The 18,246-nt window shown below is 69.5% G+C and carries 18 protein-coding genes; 12 read left to right on the plus strand and 6 right to left on the minus strand.

Features of this window, described 5'->3' with window-relative positions:
* Nucleotides 1-3 precede the first annotated feature (3 nt).
* The 4 genes from A6I89_RS00310 to tsaE all read left to right on the plus strand — a co-directional run bounded on the left by A6I89_RS00310 (nucleotide 4) and on the right by tsaE (nucleotide 4,345).
* Nucleotides 4-1,467, plus strand: a complete 1,464-nt coding sequence (locus A6I89_RS00310; RefSeq protein WP_022597315.1) for an NAD(P)H-hydrate dehydratase — start codon at nucleotides 4-6, stop codon at nucleotides 1,465-1,467.
* 112 nt (nucleotides 1,468-1,579) lie between these two features.
* On the plus strand, nucleotides 1,580-2,752 hold the full coding sequence (alr, locus tag A6I89_RS00315) for an alanine racemase (protein ID WP_044991381.1): 1,173 nt from the start codon (nucleotides 1,580-1,582) through the stop codon (nucleotides 2,750-2,752).
* Nucleotides 2,749-3,843 (plus strand): alpha/beta fold hydrolase, encoded by a 1,095-nt coding sequence (locus tag A6I89_RS00320; RefSeq protein WP_005518439.1) that lies wholly within the window; start codon nucleotides 2,749-2,751, stop codon nucleotides 3,841-3,843. The genes alr and A6I89_RS00320 overlap by 4 nt, the downstream gene beginning before the upstream one ends.
* Nucleotides 3,833-4,345, plus strand: coding sequence for a tRNA (adenosine(37)-N6)-threonylcarbamoyltransferase complex ATPase subunit type 1 TsaE (gene tsaE / locus A6I89_RS00325; protein ID WP_013416869.1), 513 nt, complete (start codon nucleotides 3,833-3,835; stop codon nucleotides 4,343-4,345). Before A6I89_RS00320 ends, tsaE begins: the two co-directional genes overlap by 11 nt.
* Before the next feature lie 4 nt (nucleotides 4,346-4,349).
* Here the strand turns inward: tsaE and A6I89_RS00330 are convergent, their stop codons facing one another.
* Complete coding sequence (locus A6I89_RS00330; protein WP_022597311.1) at nucleotides 4,350-5,228, minus strand: oxygenase MpaB family protein; 879 nt, start codon at nucleotides 5,226-5,228, stop codon at nucleotides 4,350-4,352.
* Between the two features lie 162 nt (nucleotides 5,229-5,390).
* Between A6I89_RS00330 and tsaB the strand changes: the two genes are divergently transcribed.
* Genes tsaB through tsaD form a run of 3 tightly spaced genes read left to right on the plus strand, consistent with a single transcriptional unit; the run spans nucleotide 5,391 to nucleotide 7,584 of the window.
* Complete coding sequence (tsaB, locus tag A6I89_RS00335; protein ID WP_022597309.1) at nucleotides 5,391-6,044, plus strand: tRNA (adenosine(37)-N6)-threonylcarbamoyltransferase complex dimerization subunit type 1 TsaB; 654 nt, start codon at nucleotides 5,391-5,393, stop codon at nucleotides 6,042-6,044.
* Nucleotides 6,041-6,538 carry a ribosomal protein S18-alanine N-acetyltransferase gene (rimI, locus tag A6I89_RS00340; RefSeq protein ID WP_005518443.1) on the plus strand — a complete coding sequence of 166 codons (498 nt, stop codon included), beginning with the start codon at nucleotides 6,041-6,043 and terminating at the stop codon, nucleotides 6,536-6,538. Before tsaB ends, rimI begins: the two co-directional genes overlap by 4 nt.
* A gap of 5 nt (nucleotides 6,539-6,543) precedes the next feature.
* Nucleotides 6,544-7,584, plus strand: coding sequence for a tRNA (adenosine(37)-N6)-threonylcarbamoyltransferase complex transferase subunit TsaD (gene tsaD, locus A6I89_RS00345; RefSeq protein WP_005518444.1), 1,041 nt, complete (start codon nucleotides 6,544-6,546; stop codon nucleotides 7,582-7,584).
* On the opposite strand, the gene A6I89_RS00350 is transcribed toward tsaD, so the two are convergent.
* A complete protein-coding gene (locus A6I89_RS00350) occupies nucleotides 7,529-8,950 on the minus strand; it encodes a DUF7159 family protein (RefSeq protein ID WP_022597307.1) in 1,422 nt (473 codons plus the stop codon). The two genes, tsaD and A6I89_RS00350, sit on opposite strands and share 56 nt — an antisense overlap.
* Before the next feature lie 247 nt (nucleotides 8,951-9,197).
* Here A6I89_RS00350 and A6I89_RS00355 point away from each other — a divergent pair, with 247 nt between their 5' ends.
* Entirely contained in the window at nucleotides 9,198-9,791 is a 594-nt protein-coding gene (locus A6I89_RS00355) for a potassium channel family protein (protein ID WP_022597305.1), read from the plus strand.
* Here the strand turns inward: A6I89_RS00355 and A6I89_RS00360 are convergent.
* On the minus strand, nucleotides 9,788-11,524 hold the full coding sequence (locus tag A6I89_RS00360; RefSeq protein WP_044991380.1) for a TIGR03767 family metallophosphoesterase: 1,737 nt from the start codon (nucleotides 11,522-11,524) through the stop codon (nucleotides 9,788-9,790). The two genes, A6I89_RS00355 and A6I89_RS00360, sit on opposite strands and share 4 nt — an antisense overlap.
* 83 nt (nucleotides 11,525-11,607) lie before the next feature.
* Complete coding sequence (locus A6I89_RS00365) at nucleotides 11,608-12,204, minus strand: helix-turn-helix domain-containing protein (protein ID WP_022597301.1); 597 nt, start codon at nucleotides 12,202-12,204, stop codon at nucleotides 11,608-11,610.
* A gap of 207 nt (nucleotides 12,205-12,411) precedes the next feature.
* Here A6I89_RS00365 and A6I89_RS00370 point away from each other — a divergent pair, with 207 nt between their 5' ends.
* From A6I89_RS00370 to A6I89_RS00380, 3 genes are all read left to right on the plus strand, one after another.
* Entirely contained in the window at nucleotides 12,412-13,218 is an 807-nt protein-coding gene (locus A6I89_RS00370; protein WP_044991378.1) for an IclR family transcriptional regulator, read from the plus strand.
* A 65-nt stretch (nucleotides 13,219-13,283) separates the two neighbouring features.
* Entirely contained in the window at nucleotides 13,284-14,216 is a 933-nt protein-coding gene (locus A6I89_RS00375) for a 3-carboxyethylcatechol 2,3-dioxygenase (protein ID WP_005518450.1), read from the plus strand.
* A 107-nt stretch (nucleotides 14,217-14,323) separates the two neighbouring features.
* Entirely contained in the window at nucleotides 14,324-15,142 is an 819-nt protein-coding gene (locus A6I89_RS00380) for an alpha/beta fold hydrolase (protein ID WP_022597297.1), read from the plus strand.
* Nucleotides 15,143-15,181: 39 nt separating this feature from the next.
* On the opposite strand, the gene A6I89_RS00385 is transcribed toward A6I89_RS00380, so the two are convergent.
* The gene (locus tag A6I89_RS00385) at nucleotides 15,182-15,505 is read right to left on the minus strand and encodes a hypothetical protein (protein WP_022597296.1); all 324 of its coding nucleotides are present in this window, start codon (nucleotides 15,503-15,505) and stop codon (nucleotides 15,182-15,184) included.
* Nucleotides 15,506-15,585: 80 nt separating this feature from the next.
* On the opposite strand from A6I89_RS00385, the gene A6I89_RS00390 reads away from it, so the two are divergent.
* Nucleotides 15,586-17,256, plus strand: a complete 1,671-nt coding sequence (locus tag A6I89_RS00390; protein ID WP_022597294.1) for an HNH endonuclease signature motif containing protein — start codon at nucleotides 15,586-15,588, stop codon at nucleotides 17,254-17,256.
* Here the strand turns inward: A6I89_RS00390 and A6I89_RS00395 are convergent.
* Entirely contained in the window at nucleotides 17,226-18,227 is a 1,002-nt protein-coding gene (locus A6I89_RS00395; protein WP_005518455.1) for an endonuclease/exonuclease/phosphatase family protein, read from the minus strand. The genes A6I89_RS00390 and A6I89_RS00395 overlap by 31 nt on opposite strands.
* Nucleotides 18,228-18,246 lie beyond the last annotated feature (19 nt).

Raw genomic sequence — 18,246 nt, forward strand, 5'->3', positions numbered from 1 at the left:
GAGATGCGGAACTATTACACGGCGCAGCAGGTCAAGGCCGCGGAGGCGCCGCTGCTGGCGAGCCTGCCCGACGGCACGTTGATGGGCCGCGCAGCCCACGGGTTGGCGCGGGTGGCGGCGGGTGAGTTGCGGGCGCGGACCGGCGGCGTGGTGGGCCGCCGCGTCACGCTGCTCGTCGGCTCCGGCGACAACGGCGGCGACGCGCTGTGGGCGGGCGCGCTGTTGCGCCGGCGCGGCGTCGCGGTCACCGCGGTCCTGTTGAATCCGGACCGCGCGCACCCGGCGGGCCTGGCGGCGCTGCAGGCCGCGGGTGGGCGGGTCTCGCCCGACCCGGGCGATCCCGATCTGGTGCTCGACGGCATCGTCGGCATCTCCGGGACCGGACCGCTCCGTCCCGCCGCGGCCGCGATCGTCGCGCAGCTCGACGCCCCGATCGTGGCGGTGGACCTGCCGAGTGGCGTCGACCCGGACACCGGGGCGGTGGACGGCCCCGCGGTGACGGCGGCGGTCACCGTCGCGTTCGGGGCGCTCAAGCCCGTGCACGCGCTCGCCGCCGCGCGCTGTGGACGCGTCGAACTGGTGCCCATCGGCCTCACACTCCCCGAAGCAGACCTGCAGGCACTCGATCCGTGGGAGGTCGGCCGGTTGTGGCCGGTGCCGCATGCGGCGGACGACAAGTACACGCAGGGCGTCGTCGGGGTCGTCGCGGGGAGCCGGCGGTATCCGGGCGCGGCGGTGCTGTCGGCCGGCGCGGCGGTCACGGCGACGGCGGGAATGGTGCGCTACGCCGGCCGGGCGGCGGACGAGGTCGTCGGGCACTGGCCCGAGGTGGTGGCGGCGCCGTCACCGGCGGAGGCCGGGCGGGTGCAGGCGTGGGTGGTCGGCCCCGGGATCGGCACCGACGACGCCGCGTTCGAGGAGTTGCGGACCGTGCTCGACTCCGACGTTCCGGTGCTGGTCGACGCCGACGGTCTGAATCTGCTCGCGAAGCACCCCGATCTCGTCCGGCACCGCGCCGCGCCGACCCTGTTGACTCCGCACGCCGGCGAGTTCGAGCGGCTCACGAGCGTCGCACCGACACCCGACCGGGTCGCGGCGGCGCGTGCTCTGGCCGCGGAATGGGGCGTGACGGTCCTGCTCAAGGGGCGAGCAACGGTGATCGCGGAGCCGTCGGGCCGGGTGCTCGTCAACGACGCGGGCAGTTCGTGGGCCGCGACGGCGGGTTCGGGGGACGTCCTGTCCGGCATCGTCGGTGCGCTGCTGGCCACCGGACTCGAACCGTCCCTGGCCGCCGCCGCGGGTGCACGGGCGCATTCGCTCGCGGCCAATCTGGGAGCTTGGGAGGGCTCCGACGAGACGGGGGACGCGGGGCTCGCGCCCATCTCGGCGTCGACGTTGCTCGCGCATCTGCGGTCGGCGATCCGGATCCTGCGAGTGTTCCCGAGCTCACATGTGTCTCGATCGTGACTGGTCGGGTTCTACCCGTGCAGGAGTTTCCTCCTGACGAGTGGCAGGATCGAAGTTCGTGACCACTACCGCGCAGGAGCCCGACACCGCCCCGACCCAGACGAGCGCCCCCGTGGCGGCGAATACGCCTCCATCTGCGGCGGCGCCTCAGGCGGAAGCGGTGATCGACCTCGACGCGGTGGCCCACAACATCGGCATCCTGCGTGAGCACGCGGGCGGCGCCACGGTCATGGCGGTCGTCAAGGCCGACGCCTACAACCACGGTGCCGTACCGGTCGCGCGGGCTGCGTTGGCAGCCGGTGCCGGAGAACTCGGTGTCACGACGCTTGCCGAGGGACTCGAACTCAAGAACGCCGGCATCACCGCACCCGTGCTGTCGTGGCTGCACACCGCGGACTCGGACTTCGCCCCCGCGGTCGCTGCCGGGGTGGAACTGGGGCTGTCGTCGCCGCGGCACCTGGCTGCCGTCGCCGCGGCGGCCCGTCAGGTCGGCACCGCCGCGACCGTGACGGTCAAGGTCGACACCGGCCTCAACCGCAACGGTGTGTCCCGCGAGGAGTGGACCGACTTCCTGAAGGATCTCGCGCGCGTCGAGGCAGAGGGCGCGGTCCGCTTCAAGGGCGTGTTCTCCCACCTCGCGCACGCGGACGAGCCGCACCACCCGGTCATCGACGACCAGCGCGAGCGTTTCACGAGTGCCCTCGAGGACGCCGAGCGCATCGGTCTGGTCCCTGAGGCGGCGCACCTGTCGAACTCGGCGGCCACCCTCACCCGTCCCGACCTGCGGTTCGACATGGTTCGGCCCGGAATCGCGATATACGGACTGTCCCCGGTTCCGGACCTGGGGACGTTCGGCCTGCGGCCGGTCATGACGTTCCGATCGAGGGTGGCACTGGTGAAGAAGGTGGCGGCAGGAGAGGGCGTCTCCTACGGGCACACGTGGGTGGCGCCGCACGACACGACGGTGGCGTTGCTTCCGGTCGGCTACGCGGACGGGATCCCGCGCGCGCTGGGCGGTCGTTTCGAGGTGTGGCTCGGCGACGATCGGCGTCCCGGAATCGGCCGGGTCTGCATGGACCAGGTGGTCGTCGACCTCGGACCGGACGGCGCGGGAGTCCGGGAGGGCGATACCGCGGTCTTCTTCGGCGACGGTGACGGTGACCGCGGCGTGCCCCACGCGCAGGACTGGGCGGACGCGCTCGACACCATCCACTACGAGGTGGTGACGTCGGTACGGGGCCGGACGATCCGGACCTATGTCGGAGGCCCGGGCGGCCGGTCATGAACATTCTGAACCGGCTCGGGCTGTTCGGTGGGGTGGCGGGCGTCGCGGCGATCGGGACGCTCGCGGGGCTCAATGCGGTGAAGGCGGCGACGACCCGCCGCGGCCCGGAGATCTACGCGTCCGAGGACTTCACGGTGTTCTCCCGTGACCGCAGTCGCGTCGTCACCACGGAGGACGACGTACCGCTCCTGGTCCGCGAGGTGGGGCCCGCCGACGCACCGCTCACGGTGATCTTCGTGCACGGGTACTGCCTGCGGATGGAGTCGTGGCATTTCCAGCGGACTCAGCTCGCGCACCGGTGGGGGGACTCGGCTCGGATGGTGTTCTACGACCAGCGGGGACACGGCGAATCCGGGACGCCGACCGTCGAGAGCTGCACCATCGCGCAGTTGGGCCGCGACCTGGCGGCCGTCGTCGAGGCGACGGCCCCGTCGGGCCCGGTCGTCCTGGTCGGTCATTCGATGGGCGGCATGACGATCCTGGCGATGGCCCGTCAGTTCCCGGAGCTGTTCGACGACAGGGTGATCGGTGTCGGACTGCTCGCCACCACGGCGGCCGGTCTGAACAAGTCGGGACTCGGCCGCAACCTGAACAACCCGGTGATCGACGCCTTCCGTCTCGCGGTGCGGACCGCGCCCGGCATCGTGCAGCAGGCCCGCGGCGCGGCCCGCGCGATCATCTCGCCGATCCTGCGGGCGGCGTCGTACGGCACGGAGGTGAGCCCGCGGCTGGTCGAGTTCTCCGACGGCATGCTCAGTGACGTCTCGGTCGTGACGGTGGTCAACTTCCTCGAATCCCTCGAGTTGCACGACGAATCCGAGGCCCTGCCGGTGCTGGGCGACGTTCCGGCGCTGGTCCTGTGCGGCGACGCCGACATGATCATCCCGTTCTCCAGCTCGAAAGCGCTCGCCGCGGGATTGTCCCGCGCCGAGCTGGTGCGGGTGCGGGACGCGGGCCATCTCGTGGAGCTCGAGTTCCCGCAGGTAACCTCCGATGCGATCGATCGGCTGGTCCGGCGCGCCGTGTCGAGACGCGAGGATCGCGAGAATGCGGCGCTGGTGGGTGGACTGGAGCGAACAGATGTCGGCTGACACGCGAACCGGACGTGGCGAGGCGACCCTGCCGACGACCGCGGACACCGAGGCGCTCGGACGCGCGCTGGCGGCCGACCTGGGGGCGGGCGACCTGGTCGTGCTCGACGGTCCGCTCGGCGCCGGCAAGACCGCGTTGACCCGAGGCATCGCCGCCGGTCTCGGGGTCGAGGGACGCGTGACGTCCCCGACGTTCATCATCGCGCGAGAGCACCGGCCCGGCCCACGCCCGGACGGCGGTACCCCGGTCGCACTGGTCCACGTCGACGCCTACCGGTTGAACGAGGCGGTGGCCTCAGATGCCGCCGTGGACATGCACGACCAGCTCGACGCGCTCGACCTCGACACCGATCTGGCGTCGGCCGTCGTCGTCGTCGAGTGGGGCGAGGGTGTGGTCGAGCATCTCGCCGATCGGCACCTGCGGGTGCGGCTGCGGCGGGAACCGGAGTCGGATGTCCGTACTGCCGTGTGGGAGTGGGTCTCCGGTCCCGCCGTTCGCTGATCCGTCAGCGGCGCACCCCGTCGATACCGCGCACCTTGCGGTACGGATGCGCGTCGACCTCCGACAACATGTCGGCGATCAGCTTCTCGTAGGGCTTGTTGCGCCGGGCGGCGGCCATGAGCAGGCGAGTCGCGCGGGCGGCGCCGCCGAGGCTCATCGGGCGGCCGGCGACACCGAACATCGTGCGCGCCCACTCGGGCAGCAGCGCGATGATGCCGTCCTGGATCACCACCGACGACGCGACCTTGATCGGGTTGCCCTTCAGCGTCGGCTTGCGTAGCGCGACGGTGGCCTCGGCCGCCGGCAGCGTGACCGCCAGCCAGTCCACTTGACCGTGGATGTAGTCGTCGAGTTCGGCATGTGTCGAGGCCAGCGTGGACGGGTCGATGCCGACGAGTTCGGCCGCCTTGTGCTGCTCGACGACGAAGCGGTCGCGTTCGGCCGCCGTGAGGCTCGGCCCGTACATCTCGGAGCTTCGCAGGATGCCCCACACCAGCGTGTTGTGGGTCCACACGAGCCAGTCCGGCTCGTCGGCGACGAGGACCCGGCCGGTGCGCTCGTCGGTCCACTTGGCGTGACGGTGCATGCGCCGCACGGCTTCACCGGCGGCGAAAGCGTGCGCGGTGTCCCCGAAGACCGTGGTGTCGAGGTATTTGACGGTGCGCGCGGCGCGGCCGGCAGCGTCGCCGTAGTTGGCGGAGACCTTGCTGAACAGCGTCATCATGTCGGGGTTGAGGGTCTGCAACAGAATGCCGCAGACGGCGCCCAGGGAGGACGCCGGATCGGCGAACAAGCGCCAGGTGACGCTGTCCGGTCCGAAGAGCCCGTCGTCCTGACGGGCGGACGATGTCTGCTGTTCGAGATCTTCGACTGCCCCACTCATTTCGCCACCTTTCCTGGTCCCCCGGCTGCCCGGTGGGGCATTGGTCGAGATATTCCCGAAATATCACATTTGCACCAAGACGACGCGCCGGAACGGCGATCGAAAGCCCGCTGGTCGGCCGGCTCGGGGGAGCCCCGTGGAGTGCGAGTAGCCTGGTACATCGTGCTTGTGCTTGCCATCGACACCTCCACCCCTGCGGTCACTGCGGGAGTCGTGCGCTTCGACCCAGAGTCCGCCGACGCCCCGCGGTCGCTCGCGACCCGGGCCACTGTCGACGCCCGCGCACACGCGGAGGTCCTGACGCCGCAGATCCTCGAGTGCCTGGCCGAGTCGGGCTACGCCCCGGCCGATCTCGACGCCGTCGTCGTCGGCGTCGGTCCCGGGCCGTTCACCGGACTGCGGGTGGGGATGGCGACGGGTGCCGCGTTCGGCGACGCGCTCGGCATCCCGGTCCACGGCGTGTGCAGCCTCGACGCGATCGCCGCGGATGCCGCGGACGGCCGGGACCTGTTGGTGGTCACCGACGCCCGTCGGCGCGAGGTGTACTGGGCGCGATACTCGCAGGGGAAGCGCGTCGAGGGGCCCGAGGTGATCAAGCCGTCCGACCTGGACGGCGAGCCGTCGCAGGTGATCGCCGGGTCGGCCTCGCACGTGGATCTGTTCGATCTGCCGGTGCTGCCGGTGGAGACGCCGTCGCCCGCCGGGCTGGTCGCGGTCGCGGCGCAGGCACTGCGAGTCGGGGTGGAACCGGAACCGCTGGTCCCGCTGTACCTGCGCCGACCGGACGCGGTGGAGTTGGCGGACCGGCGCAAATGAGTTTTCGTATCGTCCCGCTCGCCGACACCGACGCCGACCGGTGCGCGGAACTCGAGCAGGTGCTGTTCCCGGGCGACGACCCGTGGAGCGCGGACGCGTTCCGCTCGGAGCTCGCGGGCGGTCACAACCACTACTTCGCGGCGCGCGACAGCAGCGACGCTCTGATCGGTTACGCCGGGGTGTCGCTGCTCGGGACGAGCATCACACCGGAGGCCGAGGTGCACACCATCGGTGTCGATCCGACGGTGCAGCGCGGCGGGGTCGGCGGGGCGTTGCTCGGCGAGCTGCTGCGGGTGGCGGACAAGTGGGGCGGGCCGGTGTTCCTCGAGGTCCGCACCGACAACGAGCCGGCGATCGCGCTGTACCGGCGCGAGGGCTTCGAGATCGTCGGCACCAGGAAGCGGTACTACCAGCCGAGCGGCGCGGACGCATTCACGATGCGCCGCCCGGCACCGACCGACGCCGACGCCGCGCAGCGGCAGGGCAAGGAGTGACGGCCATGATCGTGATGGGGATCGAGAGTTCGTGCGACGAGACCGGTGTCGGCATCGTTCGGTGGAACTCCGACGGTAGCTGCGAACTCCTCGCCGACGAGGTGGCGTCGAGCGTCGACCAGCACGCCCGATACGGCGGTGTGGTGCCGGAGGTGGCGTCGCGCGCGCACCTCGAGGCGATGGTGCCGACCATGAAGCGCGCCCTCGCGGCCGCGGAAATCGACAAGCCCGACGCGATCTGCGTGACGATCGGCCCCGGGCTGGCCGGCGCGCTGCTGGTCGGGGTGGCCGCGGCCAAGGCGTACGCCGCGGCGTGGGGTGTGCCGTTCTACGCCATCAACCACCTCGGCGGTCACGTCGCGGTCGACACCATCGAGCACGGGCCGATGCCGCCGTGCGTGGCGCTCCTCGTCTCCGGTGGGCACACGCACCTGCTGCACGTGGAGGAGTTGGGGCGCAAGCCGATCGTGGAACTCGGCACGACCGTGGACGACGCCGCCGGTGAGGCGTTCGACAAGGTTGCGCGCCTACTCGGTCTCGGCTTCCCGGGCGGCCCGGCGCTGGATCGTCTCGCGCAGCAGGGCGACCGGAACGCGATCGTGTTCCCGCGCGGCATGACCGGCTCCCGCGACGCGCGTCACGACTTCTCGTTCTCGGGCCTCAAGACCGCGGTTGCGCGGTTCGTCGAGGCGAAGCAACGTGCGGGCGAAGAGGTTCCGGTCGCGGATGTCGCGGCGGGCTTCCAGGAGTCGGTCGCCGACGTGCTGACGATGAAGGCCGTGCGCGCCGCGCAGGACGTCGGGGTCGACACCCTCGTTCTCGGCGGCGGTGCGACGGCGAACTCGCGGATCCGCGCGCTCGCCGAAGAGCGTTGCGCCGCGGCGGGTCTCACGCTGCGAGTGCCGCGTCCTCGGTTGTGCACCGACAACGGTGTGATGATCGCTGCGCTCGGTGCGCACCTCATTGCGGGCGGTGCACAGCCGTCGGCGCTCACCTCGGCGACGAATCCGGGACTTCCGGTGTCGGTGAGCCAGATTCGGGACTGACCTGGGGGACGGCCGCGATCGGTGCTTCCGGCGCCGGTGCCGCGGTCGACGGTGCAGCCGTCTCCTCGGACCCCGTCGTGGGAGCCGATTCCGGAGTCTGCTCGGGTGTCTCGGCCGGACCGGACGCCTCCGGCGGCTCGGACGGCGGCGGGGTCTGCGTGCCCGGCGGCGCGATGCTGGGGATCTCCGGCAGCCACGTGGGTAGTTCAGGCCATTTCGGTGGGATCCACGGCAGATCGTCCGGATGGGTGGTCGTCGCCGGTGGCGGGGTGGTCGTCGTTGTCGTCGGCGGTGTTGTGGGTGCCGTCGTGGTGGGCTCGGGCGAGACGTCCGACGTCGTCGGCGGAGTCTCGTCGAACGTCGGGTAGCTGGTGCTCGGTTCCGGCGTGCTGTAGTCGTATGTCGGGACCGGCGGTTGCGGCACGGGAACGGACGTGGTCGTCGGGTAGGGATTCTTCGTCGGAAGCCACGTCTCCTCAGGAGGGGGAGGAGGCTGGTAGGGGCCGGTGGTGGGGGTCTCGATCACCTGGCTGCCGGTAGGGGAGAAGTTCTCCTCGCTCTGCGGCACCATCTCCTTGACGCCGTAGCCGAGCATCAGGCCTCCCACCACGACGGCGGCCACGAGTGCACCGGAGACCCGTCCACCGGACCCGGTGACCAGGGGAAACTTCTGGCGTTCGGGGGACCCGGCGAGCAGCGCCGCGCCCTTCGCCGTGGCGGCCTCGGGTTCGGGGACGGCGATCGTCGCGGCGTCGAACGTGGATTCCAGCGCGGAGGCGATTCCCGGGATCCGCCCGCCGCCGCCGACCAGCACGAGTGCCTCGGGCCGCTGCAGGGCCTGGGCGAAGGCCTCGGCCACGAATTCGGCGGCGCGCGAACCTGCTTCGTCGGCCGTCTCGTGGGCGGCCGCGTCGGCGCTGACCGCCGCAGTGCGGTCGCGGAAGAAGACGGTGCCGTCGGCCTGGTCGACGATGGTCACGGTGAGGCCGGACGCACCGAGATCGACGAGGGCGATGATGCCGTACTGCGCGACGAGTCCGGTGCTGCGCAGGTAGGTGAGGGTGGCGGCGGTCTCGGGGACCAGCCGGATCGCCCGCTTCTGGGACTTCGCCGCGGAACGTACCGCGGCGGCCTGCGATTCGGTGCGGTAGGCGACCGCGATGGCGTCCGGCTCGATGCGGCGGTCGGGAACCTGCGTGGTCATCAGCCCGATCGCGGACAGTGCCAGATCGCCCGGATCGGTCTGTGTTCCGAGGTCGGCGGAGATCGTGCGGTATTCGACGTCCTGTACGCCGGTGTCGTCGGAGGAGACGAGTGCGCTGCACACCCCGGCTGCTCCGGTGGAGATGCCGAGTGAATTTCGCATTGTCCACCTCCTGCTTTCGGTGTTCGAGTTCGCTCGTGTCGGTTCGCCCGTGTTTCGGGCCGTCCCGGGCCGGAAACTGAGATAATTCGATGCCGGCCACGGGCGTCGTTATCCGAACGTTACCCAATGTCGGGTGGCGGCGCTCGGCGGGTGTGCGTCCGTGCAGGTCGGGTCGGACATTCGCGGTGGAACGGACGGCGATCGTTCCGTCGGCCCGTGCAAAGAGTGACTTCGGAAGCGAGGATTCATGTCCGACGCGATCCACTTGGTGAGCCTCGATCGCCACGACCGCCGCCGGATGCTCAGAAGGGCGCTGTTGCGTTCGGCCGCCACCGTCGTGATTCTGCTGACCGCCTACTTCGCGTTGCCGATGGACCATGTCTCGGATGCGGGCGCGATCCTGGTACTCACGGGCGGGGCCTCGATGGTCGTCGCGTTGTGCGCCTGGCAGGTCCGGCAGATCATTCACTCGCCGACACCCGAGGTGCGCTCGGCGGAAGCGCTGGCCGTGACGTTGCCCGTCTATCTTCTCGGCTCGGCCACAGCGATCTTTCTGCTCTCACAGATGGATCCGGCGGCGTTCAACGAAACCCTGACGCGGATCGACGCGCTCTACTTCACGCTGACGGTGTTCGCGACGGTCGGGTTCGGCGACATCGCCGCGGTCACCCAGCCGGCGCGAGCCGTCGTGACGGTGATGATCGTCGGCAATCTGGTGATGCTCGCGGTGGGTGTGAAGCTACTGACCCAGGCCGTCAAATGGGGTCGGGCGCTTCAGGATACGCAGGAGGCCGGTGGGGGCGAGGTGCCCCCACCGGCCTCCGGTGACAATTCTTCCTAGCGCAGTGTGGCGAGGACGAGTTCCACGTTGTGGTCCGGCGAGCCGCCCAGTAGCTTCGCATCCGCGTGGATGTCGTTGAACGAGAACTCCCGATACATCGACGCCAGGCCCGCGGGGGAGAAGTCGTCGTAATCGACCTGGTAGGGGCTGTCCGCCTCGATCAGCGTGGTGAGCAGCGAGACGGTCCCGTCGTGGTTGTCGACGACCTCGATGATGCGTCCCTGCTGTGGGAAGTCGATGTGCGAGGCGGTGTTGATCTCCCAGAATCCCTGTTCGGGGGTCCGGCCCACCTGCGGGGTGATCCGGTTCTCGTGGGTGTGTCCGTTGACCCACGCGAGGACGTTCGGGAAGCGGTGCAGCAGGTCCACCAGCTGTGCGCCCTTGATACGCGGCTCGAGGGGACGTTCGGGATCCGGCAGGGTGTTCGCCATCGTCGTGCTGGTGTGATGGCTGAACAGCACGAAGTAGGTGTCGGTGCGGCTCTGCGTGACGAGGGCACCGTTGGTGTCGTAGTACTTGCTGCTGCCGGCGAGTAGGGTCTGCTCGATCCACTTGAACTGTGCCTCGCCGAGCGAGCCGTCGACGAACCCGGCGCGGTTGGTCGAGTCCATGCTGATGCCGATGACGCCCGGCGAGATCTCGAACGTGTAGTAGCCGATGCCCGTTTCGTCGGCGTCGGGCGCGAAGCCGTGGCCGACCGGTCCGGGACCGGTGTTAGCGGGATCGAGGTGGGCGGCGATGAACTCGCGCGGCGTGAACGGCTGTCGGCGCGCGTCGGGTGTCACGGTGCGCGGCGGAGTGGTGATGGCGGAGAGCAGGTTCAGCAGCGCCGTCGGATCGGAGCTCAGCGCGCTCGAGATGCGGGCCGCCTGATCCGAGGAGTCGGGCACCTCGAATTTCTTGTTGCCCGTGTACATCTGCTCGAGGAACGGGATGCCGCTCGGGAGGGTGCCCTCGACGGAGTCGTCGTGGTTGCCGAACACGCAGTACCACTTGGTGTCCAGTCCAGGGCTGGTGACGGGCTGCAGCGCCGCGGACAGCAGCCCGGGGACCTCGGGGAAGCCCGTCTGCTTGTAGATGTCCTGGATCGAGGACTCGGGATTCCAGTACAGGTCGGCGCCCGAGTTCTGCACGCCCTCGTATCGGGTCGGATCACCCGTGTTGGGGGTGATGACGCCGCCGTTGAGGGCGGTGAGGAACCAGCCAAGTTCGACGAATTCCTTGTTGTCGGTGTTGTCGCCGGTGGTGACGACGGCGTCGAAGTCGCGCTGGGTGTGCGGTCCTTTGCGCAGGGAGTTGACGCGATCGATCAGCGAGATCAGACCCTGGGCGGTCATGGTCTCCTGCGGTCGGAACGCGGCGCCCTGGAACGGGTGGACGTACTCGAACCGCACGGGAGACTGGGCGTCGAGCACGTGGACGTCGGTGAGCTGGACGATCGAGGCCAGGTCGGAACGGCGGTCCTCACGTCCGGACCGGGCCTCCGCGAGATCGTTCCGGACGATCAGCGGCCAGCCTGGACCTGCGGTCAGCCGGCGGTATCCGCTCGAACCCAGAGGGACCGCGACGGATTCGAGCGTGGTGCCCGCGATCGACGCCGGCAGCGGTGCGGCCGCACGGGCCTGCGCTGCGAGCGGATTCCACGATCGGTTGCCGACCAGCGGCAGTGCCGAGATCCCGAGTGCGCCGACACCGGCTGCTCCCAGGAAGGTGCGCCGATTCATTCCGTTCATCTGCTGTTCACCCACGCGCACACTGTAGGCGACGAATCGTTACCGAACGCCCGTTTGCCGCGGAATCGGCGGAGTGTCGGCTGTCAGGCGTTCTCGTCGCTCAGTGGACCGAACTGCGGCACCTGCGGCATCGTCGTCACGACGTGCACGGTGGCCTCGGCGGAGGACGCGGCCAGCACCCACGGGATGTCGCTCGGAAACTGCACGAAGTCGCCGGGGCCAAGGTCGGCCAGCTCGTTCGCGGGACCCACGCGCACCTTCCCACTGATCACGTAGGCGTGGATGAGAGTTCCGGCGGAATCTGCGGCTCGGACGAGGTCGTCGGGGGCCGCGGTAGCCGACGCCCGCAGGCGCATGATGCTCGTGCGAACGTAACCGGAGCCGTAGATCTGGTCGAGGACCTTCGTCGTCCCCGCGTCGTTCTTGTCGTTCCAGACGCCCTCGCCGCCGCGGACCACGAACACCCGGGTGCCCCATTCGGTGACGAGGCGGCGCAGGGGAACGTCGAGCGCCGTGGCGATCGCGTCGATGGTCTCGACTGTGGGGTTGCCTACACCCTGCTCGATCTTCGAGAGCGTCTGCTTCGACAGGTCGGCGCGCTTGGCGAGGTCGCCCATGCTCATCTGGCGTTCGTTGCGGAACCGCTGGACATTGCGTGCGATCAGCCCATTGCTGTCCACGGGCCTCCTCTCGGTCGAAGTGCTCGGCGCCGTCCGGTGCTCTCGAATGAGCTCAATGCTCCAGACGATTAAAGCCGAGACGGTCGGGGTGTCACTTTTAATATCACTATCGTCAATCTTGACATGCAAACGCCTGGTGGGCACACTCTGACGAGGCGCCTGGTCGCGCCGGAGATGTCCGATTCGCAGAGTGAAGTGGTGGGATCGATGGGCGTGCAGGAACTAACCGATCTGTCTCGTTCGGGTTCGGGTCGCGACGGCCGCGCCGCCGTCGACAAGGCGATGAGCCTGCTCACCAGCTTCGGCCAGGAGGCGTACACGGGCGTCGGCGTGAGTGAACTCGCGCGGCGCTCCGGGCTGAGCAAGTCGACGGCCTTCCGCATCCTCGGCATGCTCGAGCGCAATCACGCCGTCGAGCGGGTCGGCAGCGACTACCGGCTCGGTTCCGAACTGCACAACCTCGGCGGTCGCGTGTACGCCCCGCAGCACTCGACGGTCCGCGACGTCCTCACCCCGTTCCTCGCCGACCTGTACGAGGCCACCCGGCAGACCGTGCACCTCGCCGTCCTGCACGGACCTGACGTCCTCTACATCAACAAGCTGTACGGCCACCGGACCGTCGCGTCGCCCTCCCGCGTCGGTGGCCGGGTTCCGGCCCACTGCACGGCGGTGGGCAAGGCACTGCTCGCGTATGCAGGCCAGGACTCCGAGGAGCTTCTCGGTTCGAACCTGACCGCGCGGACCTCGAAGACCATCACCGATATCGGCCGTCTGCGGGTCGAGCTGTCGCAGATTCGTCGGGCCGGCGTGGCCTTCGATCACGAGGAGAGTCGTGACGGACTCGTCTGTGTCGGTGGGGTCGTGACGGGAGCGGGATCGCGTCCGGTCGCGGCGTTCTCCGTGTCCGGTCAGGCTTCCCGCTACACCCCCGCGAGCGCGGAACCCGCGCTGCGGCGGGTCTGTATGGCGGCGTCGCGCGCACTGAGCGCCTCCCAGATCGCGCTCGCGTCGTAGCCCCCACTACAGCTCCCGGGAGCGAACCTCTCCCGGACTCTGATTCAGGCCGAAGGAGCCGTCTCATGCCAGTTGCGCTGGTTGCGCTGTCCCACTCCCCACTGATCGGGCTCAACGACCCTGCGCAGGAGGTGCTCGACGAGGTCGATCACGCCATCGCCGGCGCGCGGAAGTTCGTCCAGGAGTACGACCCCGAGCTCGTCGTACTGTTCGCGCCCGACCACTACAACGGGTTCTTCTACGGCAAGATGCCGCCCTTCGCGATCGCGACGGGTGCGCTTGCGGTCGGAGACTTCGGATCCGCCGAGGGGGAGATCCTGGTCGACAACGAGGCGGCGAACACGATCGCCAAGGGCGTCCTCGAGCGTGACATCGACCTGACGATCTCGGCACGCATGGTCGTCGACCACGGCTTCGTGCAGCCGCTCGAGATGCTGTTCGGCGGCATCCAGTCGGTGCCCACCGTGCCGGTCTTCGTCAACGGCGTGGCCGCGCCGCTCGGCCCGGTGCGCCGGATCCGGCAGTTCGGCAAGGCGCTCGGCGAGGCCGCCGCGCGGCTCGACAAGAGGGTGCTGTTCCTGGCCTCCGGTGGCCTGTCGCACGATCCGCCGGTGCCGATCCTCGAAGGAGCACCGCCGCGTGTCGCCGAGGCGCTCATCCTCGGCAATCCGCCCACCCCGGAGCAGCGCGCCCGCGGCGAGCAGCGCGTCGTGCAGTCCGGCATCGATCTGGCCGCCGGTACGTCGACACGCAAGCCGCTCAACCCCGAGTGGGACAACGAGGTTCTCGACATCGTCGCGTCCGGCGACATCGAGCAGTTCGACGGCTGGACCAACGAGTTCTTCGAGGAGCAGGGCGGCGGCTCGTCGCACGAGGTCCGCACCTGGATCGCGGCCTACGCGGCGCTCGCGGCCTCGGGTTCGTACGAGCTGCAGTCGCGCTACTACCGCGCCATCCCCGAGTGGGTGGCCGGTTTCGCGGTGACCACTGCGAAGTAGTTTCTCTCTCTTCGGCATCGGGCCGGGCGTCTGCGGAGGTCGCCCGGCCCTTGTCGTATCCCTACCCGGGTGCTACCCATGAAGGACGCCTCGGGGGAGGAGACGACATGGTGACGTCGGCGTACCGCAGGGGATCCGGTGAGCCGGTGCTGTTGCTGCACGGCTTCACGCTGTCGCACCATGTGTGGCATCGGGTGGCCGACGATCTTGCCTCCGACTACGACGTTCTCGCGCTCACGATGCCCGGGCACTGGGGCGGTCCGCGGCTGCGGTGGCGCGATCTGGGGGTCACCGGCATCGCCGACGGCATCGAACGGCACCTCGACGAGATGGGCTGGGACACGTGCCATGTCGTCGGCAGCTCGCTGGGCGGTCAGGTCGCGTTCGAGCTGGCTCGTCGAGGGCGGGCCCGCTCGGTTGCCGGGATCAACCCGGGCGGCGGGTGGAAGCGATTCTCCCGCATCGAGTTCCGCGTCGGCTTCGGCTTCGTGGCACAGTTCCCGCTCATGGCGCTCGCACGGGTGCTCGGTGACCGCGCCGCCGCGAGTGCGTTCTTCCAGCGACCCGTCATCGCGAACTGCAGCCACGACGTCAGCCGGGTAGATCCGGACGACGCCACGAATGTCATTCGGGCCGTGTCGCACTGCCCGGTGTACCTGCCGATCCTGCTCGCATTCCTGCGTGACGGACCAATTCGTGAACTCGATCGGATCGCCGTGCCCACGTCGCTGATCCTGGGGGAACACGACACCTTCCTGGCGCGGGACACCTGCATGCAGCGTTTCGTCGACGAACTGTCCGGCGAGGTCGAGGAGATCGTGCTGCCGGGTGTCGGGCACATCCCGATGCTCGAGGACCCGGATGTCGTGGCGGGAGCGGTGCGCGCGCATCTCGCGAGGGCACTGGGGTGGGATGGTGCCGCGTGATGTCGGGCCTCGAAGCGTCCGGACATCAGGCGTTGGGGATCACGACCAAGACGGCCTCGTCTCAGCCCGGGTGTGCAGCACGACGACGTACGTCCGCGTCGGGTCGTCGTCGGGGCGCCACGTGAACGAGACGGCGACGGCATGCCCGGCGACGCCGACCTCGACGTCGCGCATGCGCGTCCAGGGTTCTCGCCCGTACACCTCGTGTCCGCCGGGGGCCGGGGCGGACCATCCGATCGAATCATCCGGCTCCGGCGTCGGTGCGGGCGGCATGGAGGTGGCGTCCGACAGGTACTGACGCAGTGAGTCGGCGATCGCTCGTCGGCGGCGTGTCGACGGGTCCGGTTCGGAATCGGAAGTCACAGGGGCAGCCTCCCGGACGTTCGGAGGCAGTTCGGATGACACGCGCGGGGTTGTCGGTAGGTGTCCGTATGATCGAAACTATGTTCGAATCCAGGGGTGGGGTCGAAGAGCTGGCGGTGGGCGACGTCGCGCGGGATGCGCTGCGGTTCGTCGAGTTGTCGGAGCTGGCCCGGATCGAGAACATGCATGCCGCCCGCAAGGTCCTGCTGGCGGGTGAGCTGACGTTGTCGGCACTCGAACGTGATGTGGCGTTGCGTGGCGGCGACATTCGCGATTGCGGCAACGAGGCGATCGCGGAGGTGTCGACCAGGCTGGGCTGCTCGCACACGATGGCCTCGCATTTCTGCGATCTCGGCGTCGATCTGCGACTTCGCCTCCCGCTCACGTGTGCCGCGTTCCTGGCCGGCGATCTCGACTACGCCCGAGCCTGGCGAATTCATCGTGAGACGGCGGGCCTCAGCCCCGAAACGCTGGCCCTTCTGGAGGGCGAGATCGTCCGATCGGCCCTGCGATTGGCGCCGGCCGCACTCGGACGCGAGATTCGGGAGCTGATTGTGCGCGTCAGCCCCGACGAGGCGGCATCGGATCGCGAGGTCGCCGAGGCGGAGTGCCGAGTCAGGGTCCGCCCGGTGGGACCGCTGTCGGAGTTCACCGCGATCCTGACAGCCGAGCAGGGGCAGGCCGCGTGGCAACTGGTGTGCGAGATGGCAGACACCGTGTGCAAGAAGGACCGCCGCGGTCGGCAGATCCTTCTCGTCGACGCCTTCGTGGCACTGCTGCACGGTGAATCCGCGCTGCCCTGCACGTGCGAGAAGTCCGACTGTCCCAAGGTGGCCGCGGCCTCGATGCCGTCGCGGCGGAAGCCGCTGGTGCAGATCACCGTCGATGTCGCCACGTTGCTCGGACTCACCGCGTCGCCCGCGTACCTCGATGGGCATGGTCCTATCGATCCCGAACTCGCGCGCACGCTCGCCGAGGACGCCACCTGGCGGGCGATGCTCACCGAGATGGTCGATCTGGCAACCGAACTCGGGCTCGTGGCCGATGGAATGGCGAGCGCCGACACCGACGCTGGTGCTGCCGACGATCTCCTGCCCACCGGCCCGCCGACGGAACCGATGCAGCGGCGACGGGGCCTCCACGTGTTCCGGGCCCGGGGGACGCGGCATCGCAGCGGACGGGTTCCACACCGGGATGCGAATCGGTCGGGGGAGAGAGTGGGGCCTCCACCTCCAGGAACCGGGACCACCGTCTCCGGGATCGAGTCTGCGCTCGAGGCCGATCCGACGATGCGGCGTGGTTGCCATCCGGACGGCCATGGCGGGCTGAGCGAGCCACAGGCCGGAGCGCTCGTCTACCGCCCCGACGCCGCCACCACGGCGATGGTGCGCACGCGGGACAGTCTCTGCCGCTTTCCCGGCTGTTCGGTGCCGGCGGCACGCTGCCAACTCGATCACGTGGTGCCGTTCTCGCACCGTAACCCGCGGGCAGGTGGATGGACGATCGTGTCGAACCTGCAGTGCCTGTGCCAGTTCCACCACAACCTGAAGACGATGGGGCGAGTCGACGCCTCGATGCTCGGTGCCGGTGTCATGGTGTGGACGAGCCGCTACGGCACCACGACGGTGACGCTGCCCGGCGGAATGTTTGTCCAGGACAGCGCCTCCGCTCTGGTGCCGCGGCTACCGTGCATGCGATCCCGCCACGACAGCCCGGCGACCTACTCCGACGGGGAGTCGCCGCCGTTCTGATCGCCGCTCAAGCGCAGCTCGGCGATCAGTCCGTAGTGGTCGGACCCGGCCACCTCGACGCGCTCGAGGGACGTGGCCTGCGCACCCTTGGTGAGGACGTGGTCGATTCCCACGATCGCGGGATAACGCTTGTCGGTGGGATACGTCGGCAGGGTTCCCGCGCCCAGCTGGTCCGCGGCGTCGACGTAGCCGCCGTGGCGCAGGTCCCGGAACTTGCGGTGCGAGTAGGTGGCATTGAAGTCGCCGCTCACGATCACGTTGTCGGAAACGGCGGCCGCATCCATCGCATCCCGCAGGCGATCGAAGTCCTCGGTCCAATGTTCGGCCGGCGCGATGTAGGCGGGCACGGGATGCACGTCGAACAGCACCACCGGCTCACCCAATCCGGCATCGACGTCGACCACGAGGTTCGTCAGGGCCATACCCTCCACCGTCCGGCCGTTGGAAAGCGGAAGACGGCTGTAGATGCCGCCGCCGTTCCCGCCGACGCGTGGTTCCAGGAACGTGTGTGGCAGAACATCTTCCAGACCGGAATCGCGCAGCGCCGCGACGGCCGGTTCGGTCAGCTCCTGCAGCGTGAGTACGTCGACACCCTGATCTCGCACCGCCTGCACGAGGGCAGTGGGATCCGCCGAGCCCACCATGATGTTCGACTGCATCACACGAATCGTCGGCCCGGTCGGCGCCCCGACGCTGCCCGACGCGCCGCCCACCCACAGCGGACCGAACGCCCACCCGCCCAGCGCGAGAACCAGCGCCGAGATGCCGAGCAGGATCCACTGCCGTGCAGCGGCGGTGACGATCGCCCCCACGATCGTCACCGCCAGCAGGAACGGCGCGAACGACGCCGTCACGATCACGACGTTGGTGGACGCGCCGGATCGGAAAGCGACCAGCGCGGCCAACCCGGAAACGACGCCGGCGACGCCTACCACCGCCGCCGCCCCGCGCAGTGCGATCGATCCCCTCATCGGATCCCCCTCCGTCGTC

Origin of the sequence: Prescottella equi (assembly GCF_002094305.1) — a bacterium.
GTDB classification, from domain to species: Bacteria; Actinomycetota; Actinomycetes; order Mycobacteriales; family Mycobacteriaceae; genus Prescottella; species Prescottella equi.

Bases quoted from the DNA above. Each gene is read 5' to 3' on its own strand.
- A6I89_RS00310 (WP_022597315.1), top strand. From the start codon at position 4: ATGCGGAACTATTACACGGCGCAGCAGGTCAAGGCCGCGGAGGCGCCG.
- A6I89_RS00320 (WP_005518439.1), top strand. From the start codon at position 2,749: ATGAACATTCTGAACCGGCTCGGGCTGTTCGGTGGGGTGGCGGGCGTC.
- tsaE (WP_013416869.1), top strand. From the start codon at position 3,833: ATGTCGGCTGACACGCGAACCGGACGTGGCGAGGCGACCCTGCCGACG.
- A6I89_RS00330 (WP_022597311.1), bottom strand. From the start codon at position 5,228: ATGAGTGGGGCAGTCGAAGATCTCGAACAGCAGACATCGTCCGCCCGT.
- rimI (WP_005518443.1), top strand. From the start codon at position 6,041: ATGAGTTTTCGTATCGTCCCGCTCGCCGACACCGACGCCGACCGGTGC.
- tsaD (WP_005518444.1), top strand. From the start codon at position 6,544: ATGATCGTGATGGGGATCGAGAGTTCGTGCGACGAGACCGGTGTCGGC.
- A6I89_RS00350 (WP_022597307.1), bottom strand. From the start codon at position 8,950: ATGCGAAATTCACTCGGCATCTCCACCGGAGCAGCCGGGGTGTGCAGC.
- A6I89_RS00355 (WP_022597305.1), top strand. From the start codon at position 9,198: ATGTCCGACGCGATCCACTTGGTGAGCCTCGATCGCCACGACCGCCGC.
- A6I89_RS00360 (WP_044991380.1), bottom strand. From the start codon at position 11,524: ATGAACGGAATGAATCGGCGCACCTTCCTGGGAGCAGCCGGTGTCGGC.
- A6I89_RS00370 (WP_044991378.1), top strand. From the start codon at position 12,412: ATGGGCGTGCAGGAACTAACCGATCTGTCTCGTTCGGGTTCGGGTCGC.
- A6I89_RS00375 (WP_005518450.1), top strand. From the start codon at position 13,284: ATGCCAGTTGCGCTGGTTGCGCTGTCCCACTCCCCACTGATCGGGCTC.
- A6I89_RS00380 (WP_022597297.1), top strand. From the start codon at position 14,324: ATGGTGACGTCGGCGTACCGCAGGGGATCCGGTGAGCCGGTGCTGTTG.
- A6I89_RS00390 (WP_022597294.1), top strand. From the start codon at position 15,586: ATGTTCGAATCCAGGGGTGGGGTCGAAGAGCTGGCGGTGGGCGACGTC.
- A6I89_RS00395 (WP_005518455.1), bottom strand. From the start codon at position 18,227: ATGAGGGGATCGATCGCACTGCGCGGGGCGGCGGCGGTGGTAGGCGTC.